The organism is Antricoccus suffuscus (assembly GCF_003003235.1).
Classification (GTDB): Bacteria; Actinomycetota; Actinomycetes; order Mycobacteriales; family Antricoccaceae; genus Antricoccus; species Antricoccus suffuscus.
The window spans coordinates 364,692-388,248 of the sequence record NZ_PVUE01000001.1; the positions used below are offsets into that span (position 1 = coordinate 364,692).

The window sequence follows — 23,557 nt, forward strand, 5'->3', positions numbered from 1 at the left end:
GAGAGGGAGACAGAATGACAACCGCTCAACTGAAGACCGACTACGAGTCGATCATCGCCGAACGCCGAGAGCGGGTCGGCATCGTGACGCTGAACCGTCCGGACCGCTTGAACTCGTGGGACTGGCTGATGTCCGCGGAGATCAACCACGCATTCGGCGAGTTCGACCGCGATGACAGTATCGGCGCGATCGTGCTGACCGGGGCGGGCCGCGCCTTCTGCGCCGGCGCCGGGCTGCAGCCGGCTGGGAAGACTTTCGACGGCTCACTCACCAAGGAAGACGCCGAGTCGAAATATCCGGGTGCGGTCCGTGGCGCGGATAAGCTTCGCACCCCGGTGCTTGCCGCGGTCAACGGTGCGGCCGTCGGTGCCGGCATCACGATGGCGCTGCGCTGCGACATCCTGTACGCCGCCGAGGACGCCAAGCTGGGGTTTGTCTTCAACCGCCGCGGCGTGATCCCGGACGCGGACCTACTCTGGAGCCTCCCACGGCTCATCGGCTACTCGCGGGCGATGGACCTGCTGCTCACTGGGCGAATCTTCAGCGGCGAGGAGGCCTACCACGTCGGGCTCGTGTCCAAGGCGCTGCCGAAGGAAGAGGTTCTGGAGGCGACCCTAGCCGCCGCGCACGACATCGCCGAAAACGTGGCGCCCGTGTCTGCGGCGCTTACCAAGCTCGTCGCCCGCAAGTTCCTTGAGGAGACCGACCGGACCGCGGCCTTGGAGCTCGAGCGGGTGCTTTTCCGGTGGGCCGGGCAGCACGCCGATGCGCCTGAGGGCGTCAACGCCTTTGTCGAGAAACGCTCGCCGAAGTGGACGCTGTCGAAAAATGACGACTTCCCGACCGAGCTTTTCGACGACGGTCGGTGATCAGTTTCTGAGGTGCTCGCCATTGAATTCGCGGCGGGTGCCTCAGATCCCATCGGTTTGTCCTACGGTTGTCAGTAGCCGAAAAGGAGAAGAGTCCGTCCACAGTTAGGAACACCAGGTGCCGGATCCGTCAGCCAAGGTCGATGGGCGAACGCTTCGCGCGGAAAGAACACGTGAGTCCGTCATCGATGCGTATACCGCGCTGCTATTAGGTGGGAATCTCAAGCCGACCGCGCAGGAGATTGCCGCCAAGGCAAACGTTTCGCAGCGCGCTGTGTTCAACAACTTCAATGACCTTGAGACGCTGGTGGCGGCGGTCGGCGCCCGGACATTGGCGATTGCGACGAAGGACTTTGAGAGGATCCCCGTCGATCTGCCGCTTGCCGAGCGGATCCTGCGGTTCAGCCGGCGGCGAGCCAAGGTACTCGAGAGCATTGGGCCAATTACCCGGGCGGTCCAGTTGCGGATACCGTTCTCGGCCGACGTACAGAAGAGCCGCGCTCGACATTACGACCGAGTACGACGTGAGATCCGCAAACTGTTCGCCGATGAGCTCGCGGCAGCGGTAGACGAGAAGAGCCTCACGAAGGCGCTGCTGGTCGCCAGCTCGGCGGCGGCGTGGTCGTCCGCCCGGGATGATCTGGGGTTGGGCGCGGAAGAAGCCACCGAGATACTGCGTCGTACCGTCACCGGTCTGATCCGCGACTCAGTCAACCCGTCCGTTAGCGACTGACCGGCCCACACGTCCGCAACGAGACGACTGAGACGGCGGTGGCGTCACCACTGCGGCGTGGACTCGTCGCGGACCGGCACCATGAAGATCGCGGCAAACGGTACGACGGCCGCGACCGCGAACCCGACGGCGTACCCGGATGATCCGATCAGCGCGCCGAGCGCGATGGGTGTCGCCGACCCGACGATGTTCTGACCGGTGTTCTGGATGCCGAGCGCGCGGCCTGACCACGCCGAACCGGCTATCTCGGCTACCGCGGTGAAGGCTAGCCCGTTGTCTGCCACGCTTGCGATCCCGCCGACCACCAGCATCGCTACCGCGAGCCACGGCGCGATCGCGTCGCCGAGCGCGAAGACAAGCAGAATGATCGTGACGCCGATCGCGAGCTGGCGCATTGGCCGTAGCCGGGACTCGACCCGATCGGACCACCAGCCGGACGCGATTCGACCGACGGCGCCGACGATCTGGATGCCGGCGACGAACGCGCCCGCGGCCTTGATGCCCCAACCCTCTTCGTGGACCAGATAGTCCGTAGCGAAGGCGCCGATGAGGAACTGGGGTACGACGAGCATCGCGCTTGTGGCGTGCACCCGCCAGAGCACCGGCTTGCGGTACGGCGAGGGAGTGCCGACCGTGTCGGACCGAGGTGGCCTGGGCGGGTCTGGTGCAAATGCGGCGACAAGCAGGGCCGACAACAAGCACAACGCGGCCGGCAACAGCAGCGACCGAAACACGCCGTGCGAGATGGCTAATGCGGGCAACGCGAGCCCGGCGACCGCCACGCCCAGCGGCTGGGCGGTCTGCCGGATGCCCATCGCCAGCCCACGTTCGGTGCGCGGAAACCAGCCCATGATCATCCGACCGCTGGCGGCGAAGACACAGGCAGCCATCGCGCCGCCTACCCCGAGCAGCAACAGCAGCGCCGTGCCGTCCAATGACCCGAACCCGAGAGCGCCCACAGCCACGGAGGCGAGCGCCAGCCCGGAGGCGATTACGACCCGCTCGCCGTACCGATCGGCGGCCGCACCCCAGAGGATCAGCGTCAGCAACAGCCCGGTCGTCGGCGCGGCGACGTAAATGCCGGCGTGCGCGAGTGTCAGGTCGAGCGTGTCTCGCAAGGTCGGGACGAGGAACGGTACGCCGTACACGAACGAGCAGGCCGACAGCTGAGCCAGTACGCCGATCGCCAGGACCACCCAGCGCCGTCTCGAAAGGTGTTGCGCTGGTAGGTCGGTCACATCCGGTGACGGTACGCCGACCGTCCATATCTTGGTAACTCATCCCACGATGTAGCACCGTCAACACTGCGTGCACCGCAGGCCTCCCGGCCGGCACGTTTGGCCCCTTGTCGCGGAGGCCTCCTCCCGGTCGCTGCGTAAGAGGAATGACGGGAAGAAGTCTCGGTCGATAAGAACCGGCCAAACTGGAAATGACGTCCGCGTCGAGTTTGCTCAAAGAGAAATGCGCAGGTCAAAGCACTCATGTAGGGCCATGAGCGAGCCATTTGCTGCACCGCGCGGAGCGCCTCGACGGTCGCGACGTAAATTGTTAGCCAGCCGAAGTACCCGCCGTACCCTCGCGGCGCTGGTAACAGTTTTCAACAGCGGAGAGTGCCGTGAGCAGTGCTGAGACCGATGACCGAGCGCAGATTGCCGATCAGGCGCATAAGGAAGGGCCCCTCGCTGGGATCAGAGTCCTTGACCTGACGCGCGTGGTCATGGGCCCGCTGGCCACCCAGGTGCTCGCCGACCAGGGCGCGGACGTCATCCTCGTCGAAGCCAATGGCGGCGACACCAATCGCGTGATGGGCCCCGGGCCGCATCCTGAGCTGTCCGGTGTCGCGCTCAACCTGCTGCGCAACAAGCGCTCGATCGACGTCGACCTCAAGTCCGAGGAAGGTATGGCGCTGATCCATCGATTGGTCAAGACGTGCGATGTGGTCATGGCAACGATGCGACCGCAGGTGCTCACCCGGCTCGGCCTGGACTACGAGTCGCTCAGCAAGATCAAGCCGGACCTGGTCTACTGCCAGGCGCAGGGCTGGCCGATGGCGAGTGAACGAGCCGAGGAACCGGCGTACGACGACATCATTCAAGCCGCTAGCGGCGTCTCAGATGCGCTGGAGCGGATTTATGGCGAACCGGGGCTCGTACCGACGATCTTCGCCGACAAGGTCAGCGGACTGGTGATGGCGCAGTCGGTCTCGGCGGCACTGTTCCATCGGGAGCGGACCGGCGAGGGACAGCACATCGAAGTGCCGATGCAGCAGGCGACCAGCGCGTTCATGCTCGTCGAGCACGGCAGTGGCGCGATCACCGAACCGCCGCTCAACGTGCCCGGCAGGCCAGCAGCCGGGTACCAACGCATTCTCTCGCCCGAACGCCGCCCACACCGCACCAAGGACGGCGAGATCCACATCTTCCCGTACCTGCCGAAGCACTACGTCGCGCTGTTCAGTGAGGCCGGAATGCCGGATGCGGAAAACGATCCACGGTACGCCGACAAGCGCGCGTCGCTGGTGCACTCCGACTCGCTCTATCGCGACATTCGCAAGATCGCGCCGTCCCGCACCACCGCCGAGTGGCTGACGTACTGCAAGACGGCAGGCATCCCGGCGACCGATGTCGCGAGCCTGCAGGACTTGGTCGATGCGCTGCCGCTTTCCGAACACCCGACGGTAGGCAAGTACCGGGTCATTCCCGCGATGGCAAACTTTGGTAAGACACCGATCGGAGTGGTACGCCGTACCGCCCCGCTGATCGGTCAGGACACCGACGACGTGATCGCGGAGCTGGACCAGCTCGAATCCGACAACACAAAGCACAGGGGCTGACATGCAACTCGAGGCAACGGAACTCACCGAGGCCGAAATGGCCTTGCAGATGGAGGTTCGGGAATATCTGCAACAACGACTGCCCGCCGGCACCTACGAGGTCGGTCTGGGCATGGCCGCCAACAACGATGTGGAGTTCTCCAAGGATCTCGGCGCCAAGGGCTGGCTGGGCATGGCGCTGCCCAAGGAGTACGGCGGCGGCGGTCGGACCGCGGTTGAACGACTGATTGTGGTCGAGGAGTTACTTGCCGTCGGTGCACCGATTGGTTTCCATTGGGTCGGCGACCGGCAGTCCGGGCCGAGCATCGCCAAGCACGGAACCGAAGAGCAGAAGCAGGCGTTCCTGCCCGGGATCGCCAGCGGCGAACTCGGTTTCGCGATCGGCATGAGTGAACCGGATTCAGGATCGGACCTCGCGTCGCTGCGCTCGCGCGCGGAGAAGATCGATGGGGGCTGGCGCATCAACGGCACCAAGATCTGGACCTCAGGCGCCTACCAGGCGACCACAATCCTCGGGCTGTTCCGTACGTCGGAGCACAAGCACGAAGGCTTGACGCAGTTCATCATCGACCGCAACGTCGAAGGCCTCACAATTTCGCCGATTCCATTCATCGACGGCACGCGGCACTTCTGCGAATTGTCGTTCGAGGACGTCTTCATCCCGGACGAGCGCCGCCTCGGAGAGGTCGGCGGCGGCTGGGCCCAGAACACCGGCGAACTCGTCCTCGAACGCGGCGGCGTCGACCGCTGGATGTCGCTGATGCCGATTCTCGAGTGGTGGGCCGCATCCGACGCGGTCAAAAACAGCCCTGGCGCGCAGGCGGACTTGGGCGCGATCGCGGCCCGTTCGTGGGCTTTCCGCGGCATGAACCTAGCGGTGGCCCGCATGGTCGACGACGGAAAGTCGCCGGTCACCGAGGCCGCGCTCATCAAGGAGATGGCTACCCGGTTCGAGCAGGAGAGCCTCGATACCGTTGCCCGGCACTACGGACGTGCGCCGGACCTGAATTCCGACGACCCGCACGAGTCGCTGTTGGCCCGCGCGATCTTGGTCTCCCCGTCGTGGAGCATCCGCGGTGGCACCAACGAAATCTTGCGCACCGTCATCGCGAAGGGACTGGGAAAGTAATGACTACCACCAATGACCACACGGTTGACCGCGACCTGATCGCGACCGTTATTTCGCTGTTCGCCGCTAAGAGCGGTCACGACGTTGTCATCAAAGCCGAGGAAGAGGGACTGCTTCCAAGTCTGTGGGCCTCGGTATCAGAACTCGGGCTTCCGCTCGTCGGTATCGACGATACTGCCGGCGGTTCCGGCGGCACGCTGCTCGATCTGCTGGCGATCCTGCACGCTGCCGGCCAGCACGCCGTACCCTTGCCGTTGTCCGAGACCCATCTGGCGGCATGGCTTCTGAGTGAAGCCGGTCAGCAGGTGTCCGATGGTCCGATGACGGTCGTGCCAGGTACGCCGAAGGACACGCTGGCCCTCACTGATGGCGTGGTGAGCGGCCGAGCGTACGACGTGCCGTGGGCCCGCGGCGTCGACCGGATCGTCGCGCTTGTCAACGATTCGAGTGGCGCGCCGTACGTCGTCACGATCGATCCGGGCGCCTGCGAGATTACGCCGGGGACCGACCTCGCCGGCCAGCCGCGCGATGTCATCGAGGTAAAAGACCTTGCGGTGGAGGCAGTCTCGTCGCCGGTCGACCGGGACGGGCTGCTGCTTCGCGGTGCGCTCGTGACGGCCGCGAAGATGGCCGGCGCGCTCGAGACGATCGCGACACTCACCCGCGGCTACACCGAGGAGCGGGTCCAGTTCGGGCGTCCGATCAGCAAGTTCCAGGCCGTCCAGCAGCACGTGGTCACGCTGTTCCAGATGGCGACTATGGCCAGCCTTAACGTCAGTCGGGCTGGGCGTACGGCGATGGATGGGCCGGCGTCGTTTGAGATCTGCGCACTGAAGCAGGTCGTCGACAAGAACGCCTCGATCGCCATCCGCGCGGCGCATCAGGCACACGGCGCGTTCGGCATGACGCAGGAATACCGGCTGCAGCAGCTCACCCGCAGGCTCAACGCGTGGCGGAGCGAGTTCGGCGACGAGCTACAGCTGGCGTCCCGTATTGGCAAGGCAATCAGTAACGCAGGAAAACTCGAGCACGTCATCGTCGGCGGCAGCGCCGTACTGGAGGTATGAGCACATGAGCGACCAACTGTCCGTTGAGATCAACGACTTCGTCGCGGTCATGGAGATCCATGGCGCGCCCAACAACTACTTCAACAAGTCGCTCGTCAGTGAGATAGCCGAACGCGGCTTCGAGCTCGATAATGACCCGAATTGTCGCGCGATCGTGCTCTGCTCTGAAGGCAAGCACTTCTGTGCCGGCGCCAACTTCGGCGACGACAGCATGGAGGGCGACCGCACGCAGACTTCATCCGAGCTCTACCGCGCAGCGGTCCGCATCTTCGAGATCAAGACGCCGATGATCGCGGCCGTCCAGGGATCTGCCGTCGGTGGCGGCCTCGGTCTCGCCTGCGCCACGGACTTCCGGGTGGCATCGCCCGCCAGCCGTTTCGTCGCCAACTTCTCGCTGCTGGGCTTCCACCAGGGTTTCGGACTGAGCGTGTCGCTGCCGGAGATCATCGGCAAGCAGAAGTCCATGGACATGCTCTACTCGGGACGTCGGGTCGGTGGCGAGGAAGCCTTTGCAATCGGTCTGGCCGACCGCCTGGTCGAGGACGGCAAGCAGCGCGAAGAGGCCATCGCTTGGGCGAAACAGATCGCCTCCGCGGCGCCGCTGGCGATCACGTCGATCCGAGAGACGCTTCGCGATGGTCTCGCCGAGCGCATCCGCGTCGTACTCGAGCGTGAGCTCGATGAGCAGAGCTGGCTCTGGAAGACGAAGGACTCGCAGGAAGGCGTCGCGGCTAACCTCGCCCGTCGTACGGCGGTCTTCACCGGCGAGTAACCCGCCGGTCCGTCACAAAATCTCTGCCGATCCGTCACAAAATTCCGCCGATCCGTCACAAAATCTCTGCCGATCCGTCACAAAATTCCGTTCCGTCCGTCACCCTCGCACCGTGCGTCGCGCTTGAGTTGCCATTCAAGCGGGCTGGACACAGACGACGCCGTTTCGGTCTAGTTCCGCTCCCCGTTACCGGCGTAGGACCACATTTGTACCGCTTCGCAGCACGCGCCAGATGCATTTTGCTGCGAAATAGCACAAATGTCCGATTATGCGGATCGTGCGTGACGAGGTCGCGGACGGTGGGCTACGAACTCGCGGATTCTCGTACGACGAAAGCGTGGCGCTCGGGATGTGCGTAAACCTTAATCCGACGATGTGCTGATTGCGCGGAATCGACTCGTAGGGTAGAAGTATATGCAGTGAAAGTGCACATACTTATAGTCGCGAGGTGGATTCTGCATGTCAATAGAGCAAAACGTGATCGCGGGAATGACGCGGCGACCGCGCAACCTGCATCAGGGGAAGCCCGGCAGTATTCACGACGACTCGACGGCACGGAAGCTCGGTTTCCGCGGGGGCACTATTGCTGGCAGTTACCACATGGAGCAGGCCGTGCCGTTGGTCGCGCACCACTTGGGCGCAACGCCGGAGGAGTGGTTCAACAGCGGGACGATGGCCGCGTATTTCCTGCAACCGACCGTTGACGACCAGCAGGTCACCGCGTTTCTGAGCCCCGACGCAGGATCGGATGCGAATCGTGCGGACCTGTGGATGGAGACGGCAGACGGCGGGCGCGTGTTCGAGGGCTCGGCGAGTGTCGGAGAGCCTGATGGGCCGAGCGCGCTCGCGGCGAAGATGAATAGCCGTGGCGCGGACGAGCGCAGGATTCTTGCGGCGATCGAACCGGGAGAAGAACTCGATCTCGGGGAGATCGTCGCAAAGGGCGAGTCGCAACGAAATCGCCTCGCCCAAGGCCTGATGGCTGAACCATTGCCCTGGTATCGCGGCGAATCGCCGTGGGGCGGGGCGATTGCCTCTCCCGTGGTGGAGGTCGGCTTCACATTCGAGAATGTCAAGCAGGAAATCATCCAACGTCGTGGACCGGGCGTCGTCGGCCTGTATGGAGCCATCGAGGTCCGCCACTTCGGGGAACCGCTGTTGCTCGATGAGAGCTATCGCGTGACGAGCACCGTCCGCGATATGGGTTGCACTCCTAAGACGGAGTACATGTGGACCGAGACCGTCGCGAGCCGAGCGGGCCGCCCCGTCCTGTCGGTGCTGATGATGAGCCGTGTCATGAAGGCCTCGTCTGAGCTGTACGCATGAGCGGCTCTGTTGCGAAGCGGGCGCCGCGAAAGGCGGACGTCCGCCCTCCTGCTCTGCGGCACCTGCACGTGGTGGACCTCAGCGCCGGGGTCGCCGGGCAATATTGCTGCCGTGTCTTAGCCTCTGCCGGCGCCCGCGTGACTCTTGTGGAGCCGCCAGAGGGTACGGCGACTCGACGTATGCCGCCGTACGACGCGAGCGGCGACTCGACCCTGTTCCGTCACCTGAACCAGGGCAAGCACGGCGTCGTTGTGCCGAACTCTGCCGATGGCGATGCTCGCCTGGCCGATCTTGTCGCGTCCGCGGACGTGATCGTGCGAGACCTCCCCGGCGGGGAGATCAGTTCGGCGGTGCCCATTCCGGAGAGCGCCATCGACTGCGTGATCAGTGACTTCCCGGAGGACGGGCCGTACGCGACGTGGAAAGCGGACGAGATGGTGCACCAGGCGCTGTCGGGCTATATGAACGCCACCGGGCGCGGAGACCGACGTCCGCTATTCGGAGTCGGCCACCGGGCGTACTACGCCTGCGGTACGACGGCCACCACCAGCATCCTCGCAGCGCTGCACGAACGCCGTCGCTCCGGGCAAGGCCAGCGCGTACGTGCGACCGTCTTCGAGTCGATTGCCGCGATAGGGCAGAACTTCGTCACGCAGTACACCTACAACGGCACCTCAGAAAGTCGTGCCCGCTACACAGGCCTGCTCGCAACGCTGCGCTGTTCGGACGGATACATCGTCATGTTCGCGATGCGCGACTCAGCGGCCGTCTGCCGGACTTTCGATGCCGAGCACTTGATCACCGATCCTCGATTCGATAGGCCCGCCTCACTCATCCGCAACTGGGACGAGCTCGTGCAGGTCTTCCAGGCCAAGGCGCAAACAATGACCACCGCTGAGGTGGTCCGCCGCGCTCAGGCAGAACGAATCAGCTGCGAGCGGGTCGCCACCCTGGGTGAGTTACTCGATTCAGAGCAGTGGCGCGAGCGAGACGTAGTGCGAGCTGTTGGGCCCGCTGACGGAGGGCCGACAGAGTTCGCATTGGGACCCCTATACCGAGTCTCGGGATCACCAGGTGGCGTAACCACGTCGAGCCCACGCCTAGCGCCCGCATCGCGACGGGTGGCTGGTCGATGAATCACACGAACACCACTTTGACGGGGCCGCTCAGCGATATTCGGGTTCTCGACATGACCACGGCGTGGGCGGGGCCGATGGCGAGCCGGAGCCTTGCGTGGCTCGGCGCGGACGTCATCAAGATCGAGGCTCCTGGTCGCCCGGACGGTTGGCGCGGATTCCTGACCGGCGGGGCGGCACACCACTATCCCGATCTCGAGCACGGCGCGCGACCGTACAACCGCGACCTGCTGTTCAACACGCAGAACCACGACAAGAGGTCCCTTGTCCTCGACCTGAAAGCGCCGCACGGTCGCGATGTGTTCCTTGAACTCGCGGCGTTGAGCGACATCGTCGTTGCTAACTTCACGCCGGGTGTGCTCGACCGGCTGCGGATCGGGTACGACGATTTAGCCGAGGTAAACGACCAGATCATCGTCGTGGAGATGCCCGCCTTCGGATCGACCGGACCGATGGCCTCGCATTTCGGCATGGGCAAGACCATGGAAGCCGCGTGCGGGATGGCGGATCTGATGGGTTATGGAGATGACGATCGGCCGGTGCTCACCGGACCCGCGATCCTGGATCCCATCGGTGGGTTGAACGCCGCCAACGCCGCGGTTGCGGCGCTCGAACTGCGCGCCGAGACGGGAATTGGTTGCCATATCGAGGTCGCCCAGACCGAAGCAGCCGCGCACTGGATCGGCGAACTCTTCCTCAACGAGCTGGGAGGCGGTGCGCCGCAGATCAAAGACGGCAATCGGATCCCGGGGGTGACTCCGCACGAGGCCTTCCCCGCTCTAGGAGATGACCAGTGGGTCGTCGTTGCCGCACGAGACGAGCAAGAGTGGCAGTCGCTATGTGAGGTCATTGGCCGACCCGACCTTGCCGCCGATAGCGAGCTCGCGAACCCCGATGGCCGGTACCGTCGCAAGGACGACGTTGAATCCGCAGTGGCGGAGTGGACCGCGCAACGCGACAAGCGCGCCGCCGCCACGTTGTTACAGGCCGCGGGAGTTCCGGCCGCACCGGTCTGCGATGGTGCCGACGTAGCGGGCGATCCTGGGTTGGTGGCGAGCGGGATGCTCCAAGAGATAACCCATCCGGAGGCTGGCACACACATCTACCCCGGTCTGGCGTATCGCCTCGACCGCACTCCTGGCGGCATGTCTCGCCCAGCCCCATTGTTCGCGGAGCACAACGAAGAGATCCTCTCCGAGATGCTCAGCAAGTCTGAGGAACAGATCGCCGCGCTCGCCGCGACGGCGACCATTAGCGACACACCCGTCATCAAACCGACCAAATAGACAGCGCCCGTGCCGACGTCCGCTGCCGAGCCCGCGGATGGCGCGCCGTATGTTGCAAGGAGAATCTGCCATGCAGAACCGCGTCATTTCTCGACCGCCAGTCCCACCGACCGAAGTCGCGGTGAACGCCGGACCTGAAGTTGCGCGGTTCCGACAGGAGTTCCGTGAGTGGCTGAAGCAGCACGCGCCCGCGGACCTCCGGGGCGTCGCGTGGCCGGTCTCCGAGCACAGTCCACACCGGCAGCGCCTGCTGGAATGGGGCAATGTCCTGGCCGAGGCCGGATACATGTGCGTCGCGTGGCCGACCGAGTACGGCGGACGGGGCCTGTCTCCGACCGAGATCGCGGTGATGAATGAAGAGTTCGACAGTGCGAACGTCCCGAGGGTCACTCGCGGTCGAGCCGAGACCACCGTCGGTCCAGCGATCATCGCGCACGGAAGCCCGGAGCAGAAGGCGTATTTTCTCCCGCGGATCATCTCGGGCGAGCATGTCTATAGTCAGGGTTTCTCCGAGCCGAACTCCGGCTCGGATCTCGCGAGTCTGCGCACGAGTGGCTTCGTCGAGGGCGACGAACTGGTGATCAACGGCCAGAAGGTGTGGACCTCTGGATACTACGAAGCGACCATGATGTTCGTGCTGGTCCGTACGGATCCGGACTCGTCCAGGCACTCGGGAATTAGCTACGTGCTCGTACCGGTGAAAGATAACGGGCCCGGGACGGGCGTCGAGTTCCGACCGATCCGTCAGTTGACGGGCAAGTCTGGGTTCGCGGAGACCTTCTTCGAGGATGCGCGGGTACCGCTGTTCAATGTAATCGGTCAGCTGAACGATGGCTGGCGCGTCACCGTCACTACGCTGGGTCACGAACGCGGGAACCGCGCGACGACCGCCCATGTCGGGTATGCGCGCGACTTCTGGGCCCTTGTTGAGCAGCTGCGCTCACGGGGCGATCTGTCGAATCCCGTCGTACGGGAGAAACTTGCCTGGGCCTGGACGCAAATCGAAACCATGCGCTTCTCGGGCCTGCAACTGCTCGCCACGCTGGCGGCCGGCCAGGACGCGAGTAGCCGCGCCGAGAACGGGTCGTCCACCAAGATCCGGTGGTCGGAATATGCGCGGCGGTTCGGCGAGATCGCGCTCGATCTGATCGGACCGGACGGCCTGACTTCTGGGAATTCGAACCCCGGCCGGCTGGGCCACTGGCAGGAGAGTTTCCTGAGCAGCCGGTCGGGGACGATCTGGGGCGGAACCGCTGAGGTGCAACGCAACATCATCGCCGAACGAGTGCTTGGCATGCCGAAAGAAAATAGAGGACAAGGCCGATGAGCTTAGCTATCACGCAAGAGCAACAAGACCTCACGAGCGCGGTGCGTCGGTACCTTGCGAACCGGTCACCATTGACCAGAGTCCGTGAAGTGATGGACCATGACGTCCCGCATGATCCGGAGATATGGCGCGGCCTCGCTGACCTCGGCGTACACGGCTTGGCGATCCCCACCGAGTACGGTGGCAGCGGCGTCGACGCATCGACGCTCTCGCACGTGATGGAAACGATCGGGCGTGCGCTCCTGCCAGGGCCGTGGCTGGCAACCCTCGGTCTTGCAGTACCGCTGCTGCTGGCCAGCGAGGACGCTAATGCGATGTCGCGGTATTTACCGGCTATTGCAGAAGGGCAGTCTGTGGCTACCGTGGGGTGGCTCACCCCGGGGTGTGGTTGGGAGGACATCGGTTCGGCGGTCACCGCGCGCGAGGTCGATGGCCGCTGGCGACTCAACGGAAAGGTCGCGTTGGTCCTCGATGCGCCTGCGGCCGACGTGATTCTCGTAGTCGCGTCGTCCGGCAACGAGATAAGCGTCTTCGCCGTGGACGCTTACACCGTTGGTGTCTCGACGCAGCATGTCCCCGCACTTGACTGCACTCGGGGCCTCGGCGACGTCACGCTGACTGATACAGAGGCCAGCCTCGTCGGGAAGGTGGGCGGCGGTGCCGAGCTTCTCGAACGGGCCCGCGAGCAGGCGTACGTGCTATTGGCGGCGGAGATGGTTGGCGGCGCTCAGGCCTGTCTTGACTCGGCCGTGGGCTATGCGCTGCAGCGTGAGCAGTTCGGGCGATCGATTGCTTCATTCCAGGCGATCAAGCACAAGTGTGCCGAGATCCAGGTCGACATCGAGGGAGCTCGCTCCTGCGCCCGATACGCCGCCTGGGCGTGCGGGAACAGCCCCGCTGAGGTTCCTTACGTGGCCGCGCTGGCGAAGGCATCGGCTGCCGATGCCTTCTTTCACGCCGCCGCGGAGAACATTCAGATCCACGGAGGCATCGGTTTTACGTGGGAGCACGACGCGCATCTTTACTTCAAGCGAGCGAAGGCGGACCAGCTCTTGTTCGGCGATACGTCGGCGATGAGGCTCAAGCTCGCCGACCAGTTGTTCGGCCCCACTGGGTAGAAGGGGCAGCGGGCCGTCGACCGCTAGGTAATGTCGACGTCATGTTTACGACGCGACCGGAGCTTACCGGGACCTTTGGGGCAGTAGCCTCGACGCACTACCTCGCCAGCCAGTGTGGGATGGCGGTGTTGGAGGAGGGTGGCAACGCGTTCGACGCGGCCGTCGCGACGGCATTCGTGATGCAGGTGGTCGAACCGCACCTCAACGGACCCGGCGGCGACATGCCGCTCATTATGCGCAAGCAGGGCGAGTCGCCGAAGGTGTTGTGCGCGCAGGGCGTCGCACCGATGGGCGCAACCATCGAGCATTACCGCTCGCTGGGCCTCGACGTGGTACCCGGCACGGGGCTGCTCGCGCCGGCGCTACCGGGCGCCGTACCCGGCTGGCTGACGCTCCTGCGCGATTACGGCACGCGTACGCCGCGCCAGGTCATGCGTTTCGCCATCGAGTACGCCGGGGCCGGTCACCCGCTCATCGCCGGCGCGGCGACCACGATCGACCGGATGGCGGGCTACTTCACCGAGTCTTGGCCGACGTCGGCCGCGACGTGGTTGCCCAACGGCCAGGCGCCGCAGGCGGGTGAGGTGTTTCGAAACCCCACCTTGGCCGCAACGTACTCCCGCCTGTGCGACGAAGCCGAAGCCGCAGGTAGCGACCGTGAGGCTCAATGCGATGCCGCGCTGCGCGCGTGGAGTCACGGGTTTGTGGCAGAGGCAATCGACGCGTTCGCGCGGCAGGAAGTCCCTGACTCGTCCGGCGCCCGGCACGCGGGAGTGATGACGGGCGAAGACCTGGCGCGGTGGACGCCGACGTACGAAGAGCCGCTCAGCCTCGACTGGCGCGGAAAGACCATCTATAAATGCGGTCCCTGGTCGCAGGGCGTGGTCTTGCTCGAACAGCTCGCGATCCTCGACGGGCTCCTACCGGACCGCCTCGAGGACTGGGACGCTGCCACGATTCACAGTGTCGCGGAGGCAGCGAAACTCGCGTTTGCCGACAGAGATGCATTCTGCGGTGACTCGCTTGACAATCCGGTCGACGTTAGCGGACTGCTCGATCCGGCGTACGTCGCGCAGCGCCGCGCCCTGATCGGAGCTGAAGCGTCGCTGGAGCTACGCCCCGGGTCACTCAACGGTGTCGCCGGCCGGCTCGCGTCCGCCGTACAGGTCCGGACTTCCTATGAGGCAAGCAAAGTCGGCCAGACCGTCGCCGGTATCGGCGAGCCGACTATCGACCGTAAAGGGGTGACCCGCGGCGACACGTGCCATTTGGACGTTGTCGACCGGTGGGGCAACGTCGTCTCGTCGACGCCGAGCGGCGGGTGGTTGCAGTCGTCGCCGACCATCCCGGCGCTCGGCTTCGCGCTCGGCAGCCGTTTGCAGATGACCTGGCTCGAGGAAGGTCTACCGTCGTCGCTGCGACCGGGACGCCGTCCGCGATCCACGCTGACTCCGTCGCTGTCGACCGATGAGCACGATGTCACGACGTCGTTCGGTACGCCGGGCGGCGATCAACAAGACCAATGGCAGCTGGTGTTTCTGCTCGGCCAGGCTATCCGCGGGCTCAACCTTCAGGAGGCCATCGACGCGCCGAGCTGGCACTCATCCGGCGTGGTCTCGTCGTTCGACCCCCGGGTGTGGGAACCCGGCGTACTCGACCTCGAGTCACGTATCCCGGACGCCGTCATCGATGAGCTCGCCGACCGCGGACATCGCATCCGGCTCGCCGGTGACTGGGCCCTTGGTCGCATGTCGGCGGCGTCGTACGACCCACGAGACGGGCTCATCCGCGCCGGCGCCAACCCACGAGGCATGCAGGGGTACGCCGTCGCCCGCTGACCCGCCGTACGAGGGAGCCGTATCAGCGGTATTCGAGACCGTCTTCCACGTCAATTTCGGGAAAGATCTTGGCCTCGTGGTCGTATTCGTACAAATGCTTCCACGGGTCCCGGTCACCCTGCTTGTAGAGCTTGTCAAGCGAACGCATCATGTAGCCCGCACTGATGTTCTCCGAGTCGACCCACGGCATCAGCGGCATGTCTTCGTCTTCGGGACGCAGGGTCGGTACGACGACGTGCGCATTGCGCTCGACCATGTGCCCGAAGATGCGACCGACGAGCTCGTTGATCATGTCGATCCGCAGCGTCCAGCTGTGCCGGAAGTAGCCGAATGCGTAGGTCATGTTTGGGACACCGCTGATCATGAGCCCACGCCAGGTCACGCGTTTGGTGAAGTCGACGGGCTCGCCGTCCACCTCGAACGGGATGTCGCCGAACGTTGACATGTTGAAGCCGGTCGCGGTGACGATAATGTCGGCCTCCAGCACCTCGCCGGAGGAGATCTGCACACCCTTCTCGACGAACTCGTTGATCGTGTCGGTGACGACCGAGATCTTGCCGGCACGCATCCGCTCGAAGAAGTCGCCGTCGGGGACTCGCACGATGCGCTGCTGCCATGGCCGGTATTTCGGCGTGAAGTCCTTGTCGATGTCTGCGCCCTCCGGAAGCAGGTCTCGGATGCCGTCCAGCAACATCTCGCGAGCCTCATCGGGGTTCGTCTGGGCGAGCGTCGTAATCGCGTCGCTCTCCATGATGTATTGGCGCCGAAGGATCTCGTGGGTCCATGCGGGTGGTAGGTCCAGCGGTTCCAGCATCTTGGCGAGGTCGTGTACGACGGGCCGCGCGGCATAGAACGATGGCGAGCGTTGCAGCACGGTCACGTGCTCTGCCGTCTTGGCCATCTCTGGGGCCACGGTCGCCATGGTCGCGCCGGAGCCGATGATCAACACGCGTTTGTCGGCGTAGTCGACATCCTCTTGCCACTGTTCCGGGTGTACGAGGGTCCCCTCATAGCGATCCATGCCCGGCCAGTTGGGCGTGTAGGGCTCGTCGAAGTTGTAGTAACCCTGGCACATCCACAAGAAGTTGGCGGTATAGCGCACCTGCTCACCGGTGTCGCCCCGGGTGACGTGGGCGGTCCACTGACTGTCCTGGGATGACCACTCGAGCGCGGTCACTCGGTGGCTGTAGTGGATGTGACCGGCCAGGTCTTCCTCCTCGATGACCTCTTCGAGGTACTTGAGGATCTGGTCAGCGGTCGCGATCGACGGGCCGCGCCACGGTTTGTGCTGGTAGCCGTAGGTGAACAGGTCGCTGTCGGAGCGGATGCCGGGGAAGCGGTGTGCCCACCACGTGCCGCCGAAGGCATCCTGCGCATCCAGGATCGCGAAGCTCCGGTCGGGGTATTTGTCGCGCAGATGGTGCGCGGCGCCGATACCGGAGACTCCGGCACCCACAATCAGTACGTCGACATGAGTAACGTCGCCGGTACTCGTTTCCTGCGGGAGATCAACTGTTGCGGTATCTGTCATGCCTTCTCATCCCTCCGGTGGAATACGGTTCTAATTTGACGCTACCCCGAAGGCGCTACGTGTGACCAGGGAAGGGTGGGTGTCGTCCTCTCCCGAGCAGCAACCGTGGCAGGGTTCAATAGCGGTATGGCGACGACCAAGGTGTATACGATCGGGCATTCGACGCATCCCATTGACGAGTTCCTCGAGATGCTTAAGGTGAACGGCGTACGACGGCTCATCGATGTGCGGACGGTGCCCGGCTCGCGGCATAACCCGCAGTTCGGTGCGTCTGAGCTAGCCGAAACCTTGCCGGATGCGAACATCGAATATCAACCGATGAAATCATTGGGCGGCCTACGGCATTCTCCTGCCGGAGAGTCGACGATCAACGGGGCATGGCGCAACAAGAGCTTCCGCAGCTACGCCGACTATATGCAGACGGCCGAGTTCTCAAGTGCGATAGATGAGTTGGTCGAGTTAGCGAAGGAGCAGCCGGTCGCGATCATGTGCGCCGAAGCGGTGCCCTGGCGGTGTCACCGATCGCTCATTGCTGACGCGTTACTGGTCCGAGGCCAGGAGGTATGCGACATCATGAGCCCGACGTCCACAAAGGCACACACGATGACCAGCTTCGCGAAGGTCGAGGGCCTGCGTCTGTGGTATCCGTCCGACGAGTGACCGGGCCTCGATTCGGCTCAGGTACGACGGCTCAGTACGACGCCGACGACGGCCAGTACGGCGAAGACGCCGGCCGCCGCGGCGTAGCCGCCCAACCCGTCGGCCAGCAACGCGCCGGCAAGGGGCGAGATAGCGATCGCCGCGGCGATCGGTGCGTTGAACAGGCCGCTGAGCGCGCCGAAGTTTGCCGTGCCCCATCGATCGGCGACGGACGTCGGCATCAGCAGGGTGTGTGAGCCGCGGACCGCACCGATGAAGATTGCCGCCGCGATGACAATCCCCACCGGACCGGGAATGGTCGCGACGAGAGTTAGTGCAACGACGGTGAGTATCATCTGCGTGGAGATGCGAGCCCGCGGCGTACCTTTGCCGCTCAACGGGGCGAAGACAAGTCGCCCGGCGACCTGTCCGGCACCGACCAGACCGAAGGTCAATGCGGCGAGTGAATCACTGAATCCACGCGCGGTGAGCAGCGGAATCAAGTTAAGCGTGACCGAGTAGAGGCCGAGCCCGGCGACCATCGTCGCCGCCTGGAGCGCGCGGAACCGCTTGGTGTGGGTGATCGCGCGGAGTTCGACGGCAAGGGCGGTCTTGCCGGTCGCACCCCGCGGGGTTGATGGCCACGGCGCGCGCAACGCCACGAGGTGCAGCGGAAGGGTAATGATCAGACCGATTGCCGCCAGCACAAGATATGCCTGGCGCCAGTCGAGATGGTCCAGCAGCAGCGCAATGAGCGGAGCAAAGACGGTCGAGGCGAACCCGGCAACCAGCGTGAGAATCGTGAGCGGCCAGGCCCGACGTACGCCGTACCACCGGGTGAGCGCCGTGAACGCCGGCGGATAGAGCGTCGCGGACTGAGCGACGCCGATGACGAGCCACGCGACGATGAAGACGGCGAGGTGCGGCGCCTGCGAGCAGAGTACGAGGCCCGCCGCGCCGATCACCGAACCGGTCGACATCACGATCCGGGGACCGATCCGGTCCAGCAGTCGCCCAATCCAGATCCCCATGAACGCCGACAGCAGGATCGAACTGGAGTAAATGGCAGCGATCGTCGTGCGCGACCAGCCGGTGTCGGACGAGATGGCCGCGGACGCGACGGGCAGCGAGTAGTAGAGGACGCCCCAGCTGACGATCTCGGTGACTGCTAGCGCAACTAGCGCGCGCCGAAGCTCACCGTCGGTCGCCTGCCGGGCCAAGCTAGGACCGACTTGCCGTGTCGTCGATCTGGTCGATCAACGCCCACTTGTCGGCCTCGCCGATGAACGACGCGTGCACAGCCGCTTTGGCGAGGTCGACGATGCCGTGTCGGTCCAGCCCGAGCAGTTCGGTCGCAATCTCGTACTCACGGTTGATCGTCGTACCAAACATCGGCGGATCGTCGCTGTTGATCGTTACCGGTACGCCGGCCGCGACCAGCACTGGCAATGGGTGCTCCTCGATCGACGGCACACACCGGGTCGCCACGTTGGACGTCGGGCACACCTCCAATGCGATGTTGTTCTCGGCGAGGTACGCCATCAGCTCCGGATCGGTGGCCGCGGCGATGCCGTGCCCGATTCGTTCGGCGCCGAGGGTGTGGATCGCGTCCCAGATCGTCTGTGCGCCGGTCGACTCGCCGGCATGCGGCACCGAGTGCAGCCCGGCCGCGCGGGCGGCGTCGAAGTACGGCGCAAACTGGGGTCGCGGTACGCCGATCTCGGGGCCGCCGAGGCCGAAGCCGACAAGCGTCGACGGGCCATGCTCAAGCGCGACCTTAAGTGTGCCTTCCGCGGCTTCAATCCCGGATTCGCCTGGGATGTCGAAGATCCAGCGCAGCGTGAGACCGAGGTCGCGTTCGGCGGCGACGCGGGCGTCTTCGATTGCCTCGACGAAAGCTGCGGGATCGATTCCGCGGATGACCGAGGTGTACGGCGTGACGGTGAGTTCGGCGTACTGGACGTTTTGGGCTGCGAGATCGGTCGCGACGCCGTAGGTGAGCTCGCGTACGTCGATCGGCTCGCGGACGAGGTCGACTACCGACAGATAGACCTCGATGAAGTGTCCGAAATCGGTGAACGTGAAGTAGTCCGCGAGTGCATCGGGGTCCGACGGCACGGTGCCTGGATGTCGCGCGGCGAGGCTCGCGACGGTAGCCGGTGATGCGGAGCCCACCTGGTGTACGTGGAGCTCGGCCTTCGGCAGGTTGGCGATGAACGCGGCGATATCGGGTGGGACTGGCGACTGTGTCATCCGCCAATTATCGCCTGTCGTCAAGCCATCAACGGAACCGCAACTCCGGTGGCGTGGTCGGACTCGAGATACGAGATGATGGGTTCCGTCCCGTCGCTGACACCCGAACACCGAGGAAATGATGCCGAGATGACCCAGTCGCCCTACGGAGGCCAGTCGCCGTACCAGAATCAGGGTGGCTATCAGGACCAGCCTCCAGCGACGAAAAACAAACTGCCCGTGGTGCTCGCGGGACTGATTGCGGTCGTCGGTCTCGCCATCGCGGTCGTCATCATCGTGGTCGGCAGGTCCGGTTCGGGCGACAATCAGGCTGCTGGGGACGGCGGCCAGTCGGGTACCTCCACTCAGTCAGCGCAGTCGGACGCCAGTAAGACCTCCGACAGCAAGGGAACCAAGTCCGACAAGTCGAGTGGCGCCGGGGACACGGTGACAAAATCCGAGCTTCCAAAGGGATTCCCCGTTCCCGATGGCTTAGACATCTCGACCTACAGCACGGGCGGCGAAGTTAGCGGTCTGGCGACACTGACCGATCCTGAAGCGGCGTATAACTTCTGGATGAGCGAACTGCCTAAGGCCGGCTACGAGATCAGCGACAAGACCAAAACCGGCTCAGGTGAGAGTCTGATCGGCCAGATCACCTTCTCGGGGAATGGTTACGGCTCCTCGACCATCTCTATCGTCGGTACAACGGCCGCGATCGGGCTAAAGCCTAAGACGGACTAGCCGAAAATCGTCCGGAACGTACCGCCGATGATGCTGTACGCCGTCGCGCCGGCGCAGACGATCACGGTCACCAGGACCAGTAGCGTGTCGCGCCGGCGCCAGAATGACTCGCGGGCAAGCGAGCGTCGCCGCCCGTCCCCTGAACTGGTCGAGGGGCTGGAGCGATCCGGGTCGAACCCGCGCGAATCCATCGCCGTGGCGAGCCGGGTGGCGCGGCGTACCGACGACACGAGAAGCGCGACCAAGCTGGCGGTCAGCATCCGGGCGTGCCTGAGCGGGTTCGCGCCGCCGGAGATCCCACGGGTACGACGGGCCATCTTGATGTGCTGCCAGTCGTCGTAGATGAGCGGGATCATGCGCACCGCGGCCAGTGAGCCGATCGCGAATCGCGGCGACGTGTGCCAGTGCGTGATGAGCGCGTCGCCGAGGTCGGTCGGTTCGAGGATCGCGAAGAACAGGACACCCGGTAGGGCCATTGCCAGCAGCCGGACCGCGACCGCGCACGCGGCACCGAGTGAGCCGGACGTGACGTGGAGGGGACCCCACTGCAGCAACGTCGTACCGCCGCTGGCGGCCGAGAAGATCAGGTTGGTGAGTACGACGACGGCTAGGGCGAGCGCGATCGGCCACCCGCGCGCCCACCACTGGCGCGGCGTCATCCGTGACATCACGACCAGTGGAATTTCGGCGGCGAGCACGATGAGCGAGACTCGCAGGTCGAGGTTGATCAGCAGAGTCAGGGAGATGACCAGGATGATCGAGATCCCCACGAGCGGGTTGTACCGTCGTAGCAGCGATTTCGGCGCGGCCTGACCGAAGCCGACGAGTCCGGGAGGCGGCATCAGCGCACCTCCTCGGTACGACGCAGGCCGATAATCTCGTCCGAGAGCGTGTCCACCAGCAGGTGGTCGTGAGTTACCAGCAGCAGTGCGGCGCCGTCGTCACGCTGCTGCGCCAACAACCGATGAAGTTCCGCCCAGGTACGCCGGTCCTGGCCGAAGGTCGGCTCGTCGAGCACGAGGACTCGTGGTGCCGTCGCTAGTGCGGTCGCCACCGAGAGGCGTCGCTTCTCGCCCCCGGAGAGTGTGAAGGGGTTGGCATCGGCGAGATGCGTGAGATGGAGACGTTCGAGTAGTTCCTCGGCGCGTCGTTGAGCGTCGTGCCGGCCCGCCCGCTGTGCGCCCAGGGCTATTTCGGCCGACAGCGTCCCCGTCAAAAACTGGTGCTCTGGATTCTGGAAGACGGTACCGATCCGTGATACTAGTATCGACGCTTTCCATTTGTGTAGGGGTTTCCGTCGAATCTCCGCATTCGCGAGGGCGTCGGTTGCGGTCACGCTCCCACTACTGGGGCCGCGGAGCCCCGACAGCATCATCGCCAACGTCGATTTGCCGGACCCGTTCGGTCCGACGAGTGCCGTTGTCGTGCCTGCTCGCAACGTGAAGTCGGCGGGCTGAGGCAAGAGTGGCCCGTCGGCCGAGTGACGATAGCGTGGCGCTGCCGCGTGCATCAGGTCATCACCAACGGCGCTGCAGAAGCTTGGTGCTACTGGCGCGGAGTCGTCGATCCAGACCCCTTGTGCGGCAAGGGATGTGGCCTGCGCGCCGATAACCGTGCCCGGTGTGCCGTCGGCGATGACCCCGTCCTGCGAGTCGATCACGATCACCCGGTCGACGATAGGCAGGGCCACCGAGACCTTGTGCTCGATCATCAGGATCGTGCTTGACCTGCTGCGGCGCAGTCGATCGAGCGCACCGACGACGGTTGCCGTGCCTTCCGGGTCGAGATTCGCCGTCGGCTCGTCAAGCAGCAGGAGTCCCGGTCGCAGCGCCAGTACGCCGGCTAGCACGAGACGTTGGCGCTCGCCGCCGGACAGCGAGTGGGTCGAGCGGGTCACGTCGTACTTGAAGTCGACTTGTGCGAGCGCGTCGTGGACGCGCGGCCAGATGTGGTCCATTGGTACGCCGTGGTTTTCGAGTCCGAAAGCGACCTCGTCACCGCACCTGCCCATGACTATCTGCGCGTCCGGGTCTTGGAAGACGATGCCCGAGCGGCCGTCACCAGGACGCGGTGGTTGGCCGTCGATCAGGATCTCACCCTCGATATCGCCGGACTCGTAGTCCAGCAGGCCGGCGATCGCGCTGAGCAGCGTGCTCTTCCCGGCGCCGGAGGCGCCCAGTAAGAGCACTCGTTCGCCGGGCTCGATGGTGAACGAGATGCCGCGTACCGCCCAGGTCGGGCGCGCGAGATGCCGAAAGCCGAACCCACGCACCTCAATCCGGGCGGGGGACCGACCCCGGTCGGGGTGCGGGCTCACGCAGGTATGCGCCTCTGCTCACGCCGGGCCGGCAGCGCGCCGGACGCTTGCAAAGCCTTGTGCAGAGCCAGACTCGCGAGGCCGCACACGACCAATGCGCCGATGGTCGTCGCTACTACGTGCACGACTTTCCAGCCGGTCGCGAACTCCGGGTAGTACGTCGTGACGTCTAGGAGCCCGGACGCGATTCCCGCCGTGGCGCCGGAGAGGAAGACGACCAGTGGCTTCCAGATGCGGTAGAGGACGACGGCGTACCCGACTTCGGCGCCGATTCCCTGGATGACGCCGTACAACAGGATCGAGCCGCCCGACCATGGCGCGCCGAAGAGGACCGAGACGAGTGCGGCGAGCGACTCGGCCAGGATCCCCGAGCCGGCGCGCTTCGTCACCAGGGGCGCGAGTACGCCGGGCAGCAGCCAGACGCCGACGATCAGGCCGCCCCACGGAGATCCGGCGAAGAGTTTGTCGAATGCGGGGCTGATGGTGTTCCAGCCCCAGAAGACGACGCCGAAGACGACGCCGATGACGGCGGTGATCAGAATGTCGGAGGTCCGCCATCGCGAAAATGCGGTCGATGCGCGGGCCTTGGTCGGCGTACTACTTGCGCGCGTTGGTTTGGTACTTGTCACGTTGATCCCTGCCCTCTGGTTCAAGGACAGA

At 64.7% G+C, this 23,557-nt stretch carries 21 protein-coding genes; 14 read left to right on the forward strand and 7 right to left on the reverse strand.

What is annotated here, in order from left to right:
* Window positions 1-14 precede the first annotated feature (14 nt).
* Both CLV47_RS01790 and CLV47_RS01795 read left to right on the forward strand, forming a co-directional pair.
* Window positions 15-869, forward strand: a complete 855-nt coding sequence (locus CLV47_RS01790; RefSeq protein WP_106347269.1) for an enoyl-CoA hydratase-related protein — start codon at window positions 15-17, stop codon at window positions 867-869.
* A 118-nt stretch (window positions 870-987) separates the two neighbouring features.
* Window positions 988-1,602: a TetR/AcrR family transcriptional regulator gene (locus tag CLV47_RS01795; protein WP_106347270.1), complete on the forward strand. Its 615-nt coding sequence runs from the start codon at window positions 988-990 to the stop codon at window positions 1,600-1,602.
* Between the two features lie 44 nt (window positions 1,603-1,646).
* Here the strand turns inward: CLV47_RS01795 and CLV47_RS01800 are convergent, their stop codons facing one another.
* Window positions 1,647-2,840, reverse strand: a complete 1,194-nt coding sequence (locus tag CLV47_RS01800; RefSeq protein ID WP_106347271.1) for an MFS transporter — start codon at window positions 2,838-2,840, stop codon at window positions 1,647-1,649.
* Between the two features lie 377 nt (window positions 2,841-3,217).
* Here CLV47_RS01800 and CLV47_RS01805 point away from each other — a divergent pair, with 377 nt between their 5' ends.
* The 10 genes from CLV47_RS01805 to CLV47_RS01850 all read left to right on the forward strand — a co-directional run bounded on the left by CLV47_RS01805 (window position 3,218) and on the right by CLV47_RS01850 (window position 15,434).
* Window positions 3,218-4,435 carry a CaiB/BaiF CoA transferase family protein gene (locus tag CLV47_RS01805; RefSeq protein ID WP_106347272.1) on the forward strand — a complete coding sequence of 406 codons (1,218 nt, stop codon included), beginning with the start codon at window positions 3,218-3,220 and terminating at the stop codon, window positions 4,433-4,435.
* Between the two features lies 1 nt (window position 4,436).
* A complete protein-coding gene (locus CLV47_RS01810) occupies window positions 4,437-5,564 on the forward strand; it encodes an acyl-CoA dehydrogenase family protein (RefSeq protein ID WP_106347273.1) in 1,128 nt (375 codons plus the stop codon).
* Window positions 5,564-6,631 carry an acyl-CoA dehydrogenase family protein gene (locus CLV47_RS01815; protein WP_106347274.1) on the forward strand — a complete coding sequence of 356 codons (1,068 nt, stop codon included), beginning with the start codon at window positions 5,564-5,566 and terminating at the stop codon, window positions 6,629-6,631. The genes CLV47_RS01810 and CLV47_RS01815 overlap by 1 nt, the downstream gene beginning before the upstream one ends.
* 4 nt (window positions 6,632-6,635) lie before the next feature.
* Complete coding sequence (locus CLV47_RS01820) at window positions 6,636-7,403, forward strand: enoyl-CoA hydratase/isomerase family protein (RefSeq protein WP_106347275.1); 768 nt, start codon at window positions 6,636-6,638, stop codon at window positions 7,401-7,403.
* A gap of 459 nt (window positions 7,404-7,862) precedes the next feature.
* Window positions 7,863-8,729 carry a hypothetical protein gene (locus CLV47_RS01825; protein WP_146135253.1) on the forward strand — a complete coding sequence of 289 codons (867 nt, stop codon included), beginning with the start codon at window positions 7,863-7,865 and terminating at the stop codon, window positions 8,727-8,729.
* The gene (locus CLV47_RS01830; protein WP_106347277.1) at window positions 8,726-9,865 is read left to right on the forward strand and encodes a CoA transferase; all 1,140 of its coding nucleotides are present in this window, start codon (window positions 8,726-8,728) and stop codon (window positions 9,863-9,865) included. The genes CLV47_RS01825 and CLV47_RS01830 overlap by 4 nt, the downstream gene beginning before the upstream one ends.
* Window positions 9,862-11,151: a CaiB/BaiF CoA transferase family protein gene (locus CLV47_RS01835; protein ID WP_106347278.1), complete on the forward strand. Its 1,290-nt coding sequence runs from the start codon at window positions 9,862-9,864 to the stop codon at window positions 11,149-11,151. The genes CLV47_RS01830 and CLV47_RS01835 overlap by 4 nt, the downstream gene beginning before the upstream one ends.
* 70 nt (window positions 11,152-11,221) lie before the next feature.
* Window positions 11,222-12,478 (forward strand): acyl-CoA dehydrogenase family protein, encoded by a 1,257-nt coding sequence (locus CLV47_RS01840; RefSeq protein WP_106347279.1) that lies wholly within the window; start codon window positions 11,222-11,224, stop codon window positions 12,476-12,478.
* Window positions 12,475-13,596 (forward strand): acyl-CoA dehydrogenase family protein, encoded by a 1,122-nt coding sequence (locus CLV47_RS01845; RefSeq protein ID WP_106347280.1) that lies wholly within the window; start codon window positions 12,475-12,477, stop codon window positions 13,594-13,596. The genes CLV47_RS01840 and CLV47_RS01845 overlap by 4 nt, the downstream gene beginning before the upstream one ends.
* 41 nt (window positions 13,597-13,637) lie before the next feature.
* Complete coding sequence (locus CLV47_RS01850) at window positions 13,638-15,434, forward strand: gamma-glutamyltransferase family protein (RefSeq protein ID WP_106347281.1); 1,797 nt, start codon at window positions 13,638-13,640, stop codon at window positions 15,432-15,434.
* 22 nt (window positions 15,435-15,456) lie between these two features.
* On the opposite strand, the gene CLV47_RS01855 is transcribed toward CLV47_RS01850, so the two are convergent.
* Entirely contained in the window at window positions 15,457-16,965 is a 1,509-nt protein-coding gene (locus CLV47_RS01855) for a flavin-containing monooxygenase (protein WP_106347282.1), read from the reverse strand.
* Window positions 16,966-17,091: 126 nt separating this feature from the next.
* Here CLV47_RS01855 and CLV47_RS01860 point away from each other — a divergent pair, with 126 nt between their 5' ends.
* On the forward strand, window positions 17,092-17,625 hold the full coding sequence (locus CLV47_RS01860) for a DUF488 domain-containing protein (protein ID WP_106347283.1): 534 nt from the start codon (window positions 17,092-17,094) through the stop codon (window positions 17,623-17,625).
* Between the two features lie 17 nt (window positions 17,626-17,642).
* Here CLV47_RS01860 and CLV47_RS01865 read toward each other — a convergent pair whose 3' ends face one another.
* On the reverse strand, window positions 17,643-18,824 hold the full coding sequence (locus CLV47_RS01865; RefSeq protein WP_106347284.1) for an MFS transporter: 1,182 nt from the start codon (window positions 18,822-18,824) through the stop codon (window positions 17,643-17,645).
* A 1-nt stretch (window position 18,825) separates the two neighbouring features.
* Window positions 18,826-19,857, reverse strand: coding sequence for an adenosine deaminase (locus CLV47_RS01870; RefSeq protein ID WP_106347285.1), 1,032 nt, complete (start codon window positions 19,855-19,857; stop codon window positions 18,826-18,828).
* Between the two features lie 129 nt (window positions 19,858-19,986).
* Here CLV47_RS01870 and CLV47_RS01875 point away from each other — a divergent pair, with 129 nt between their 5' ends.
* The gene (locus tag CLV47_RS01875) at window positions 19,987-20,580 is read left to right on the forward strand and encodes a hypothetical protein (RefSeq protein ID WP_146135254.1); all 594 of its coding nucleotides are present in this window, start codon (window positions 19,987-19,989) and stop codon (window positions 20,578-20,580) included.
* Here the strand turns inward: CLV47_RS01875 and CLV47_RS01880 are convergent.
* From CLV47_RS01880 to CLV47_RS01890, 3 genes are read right to left on the reverse strand one after another with little or no spacing between them, the layout of a single operon-like run.
* Entirely contained in the window at window positions 20,577-21,422 is an 846-nt protein-coding gene (locus CLV47_RS01880) for an energy-coupling factor transporter transmembrane component T family protein (protein ID WP_106347287.1), read from the reverse strand. The genes CLV47_RS01875 and CLV47_RS01880 overlap by 4 nt on opposite strands.
* On the reverse strand, window positions 21,422-22,897 hold the full coding sequence (locus CLV47_RS01885; protein WP_238145167.1) for an ABC transporter ATP-binding protein: 1,476 nt from the start codon (window positions 22,895-22,897) through the stop codon (window positions 21,422-21,424). The genes CLV47_RS01880 and CLV47_RS01885 overlap by 1 nt, the downstream gene beginning before the upstream one ends.
* Complete coding sequence (locus CLV47_RS01890; protein WP_170110916.1) at window positions 22,894-23,526, reverse strand: ECF transporter S component; 633 nt, start codon at window positions 23,524-23,526, stop codon at window positions 22,894-22,896. The genes CLV47_RS01885 and CLV47_RS01890 overlap by 4 nt, the downstream gene beginning before the upstream one ends.
* Window positions 23,527-23,557 lie beyond the last annotated feature (31 nt).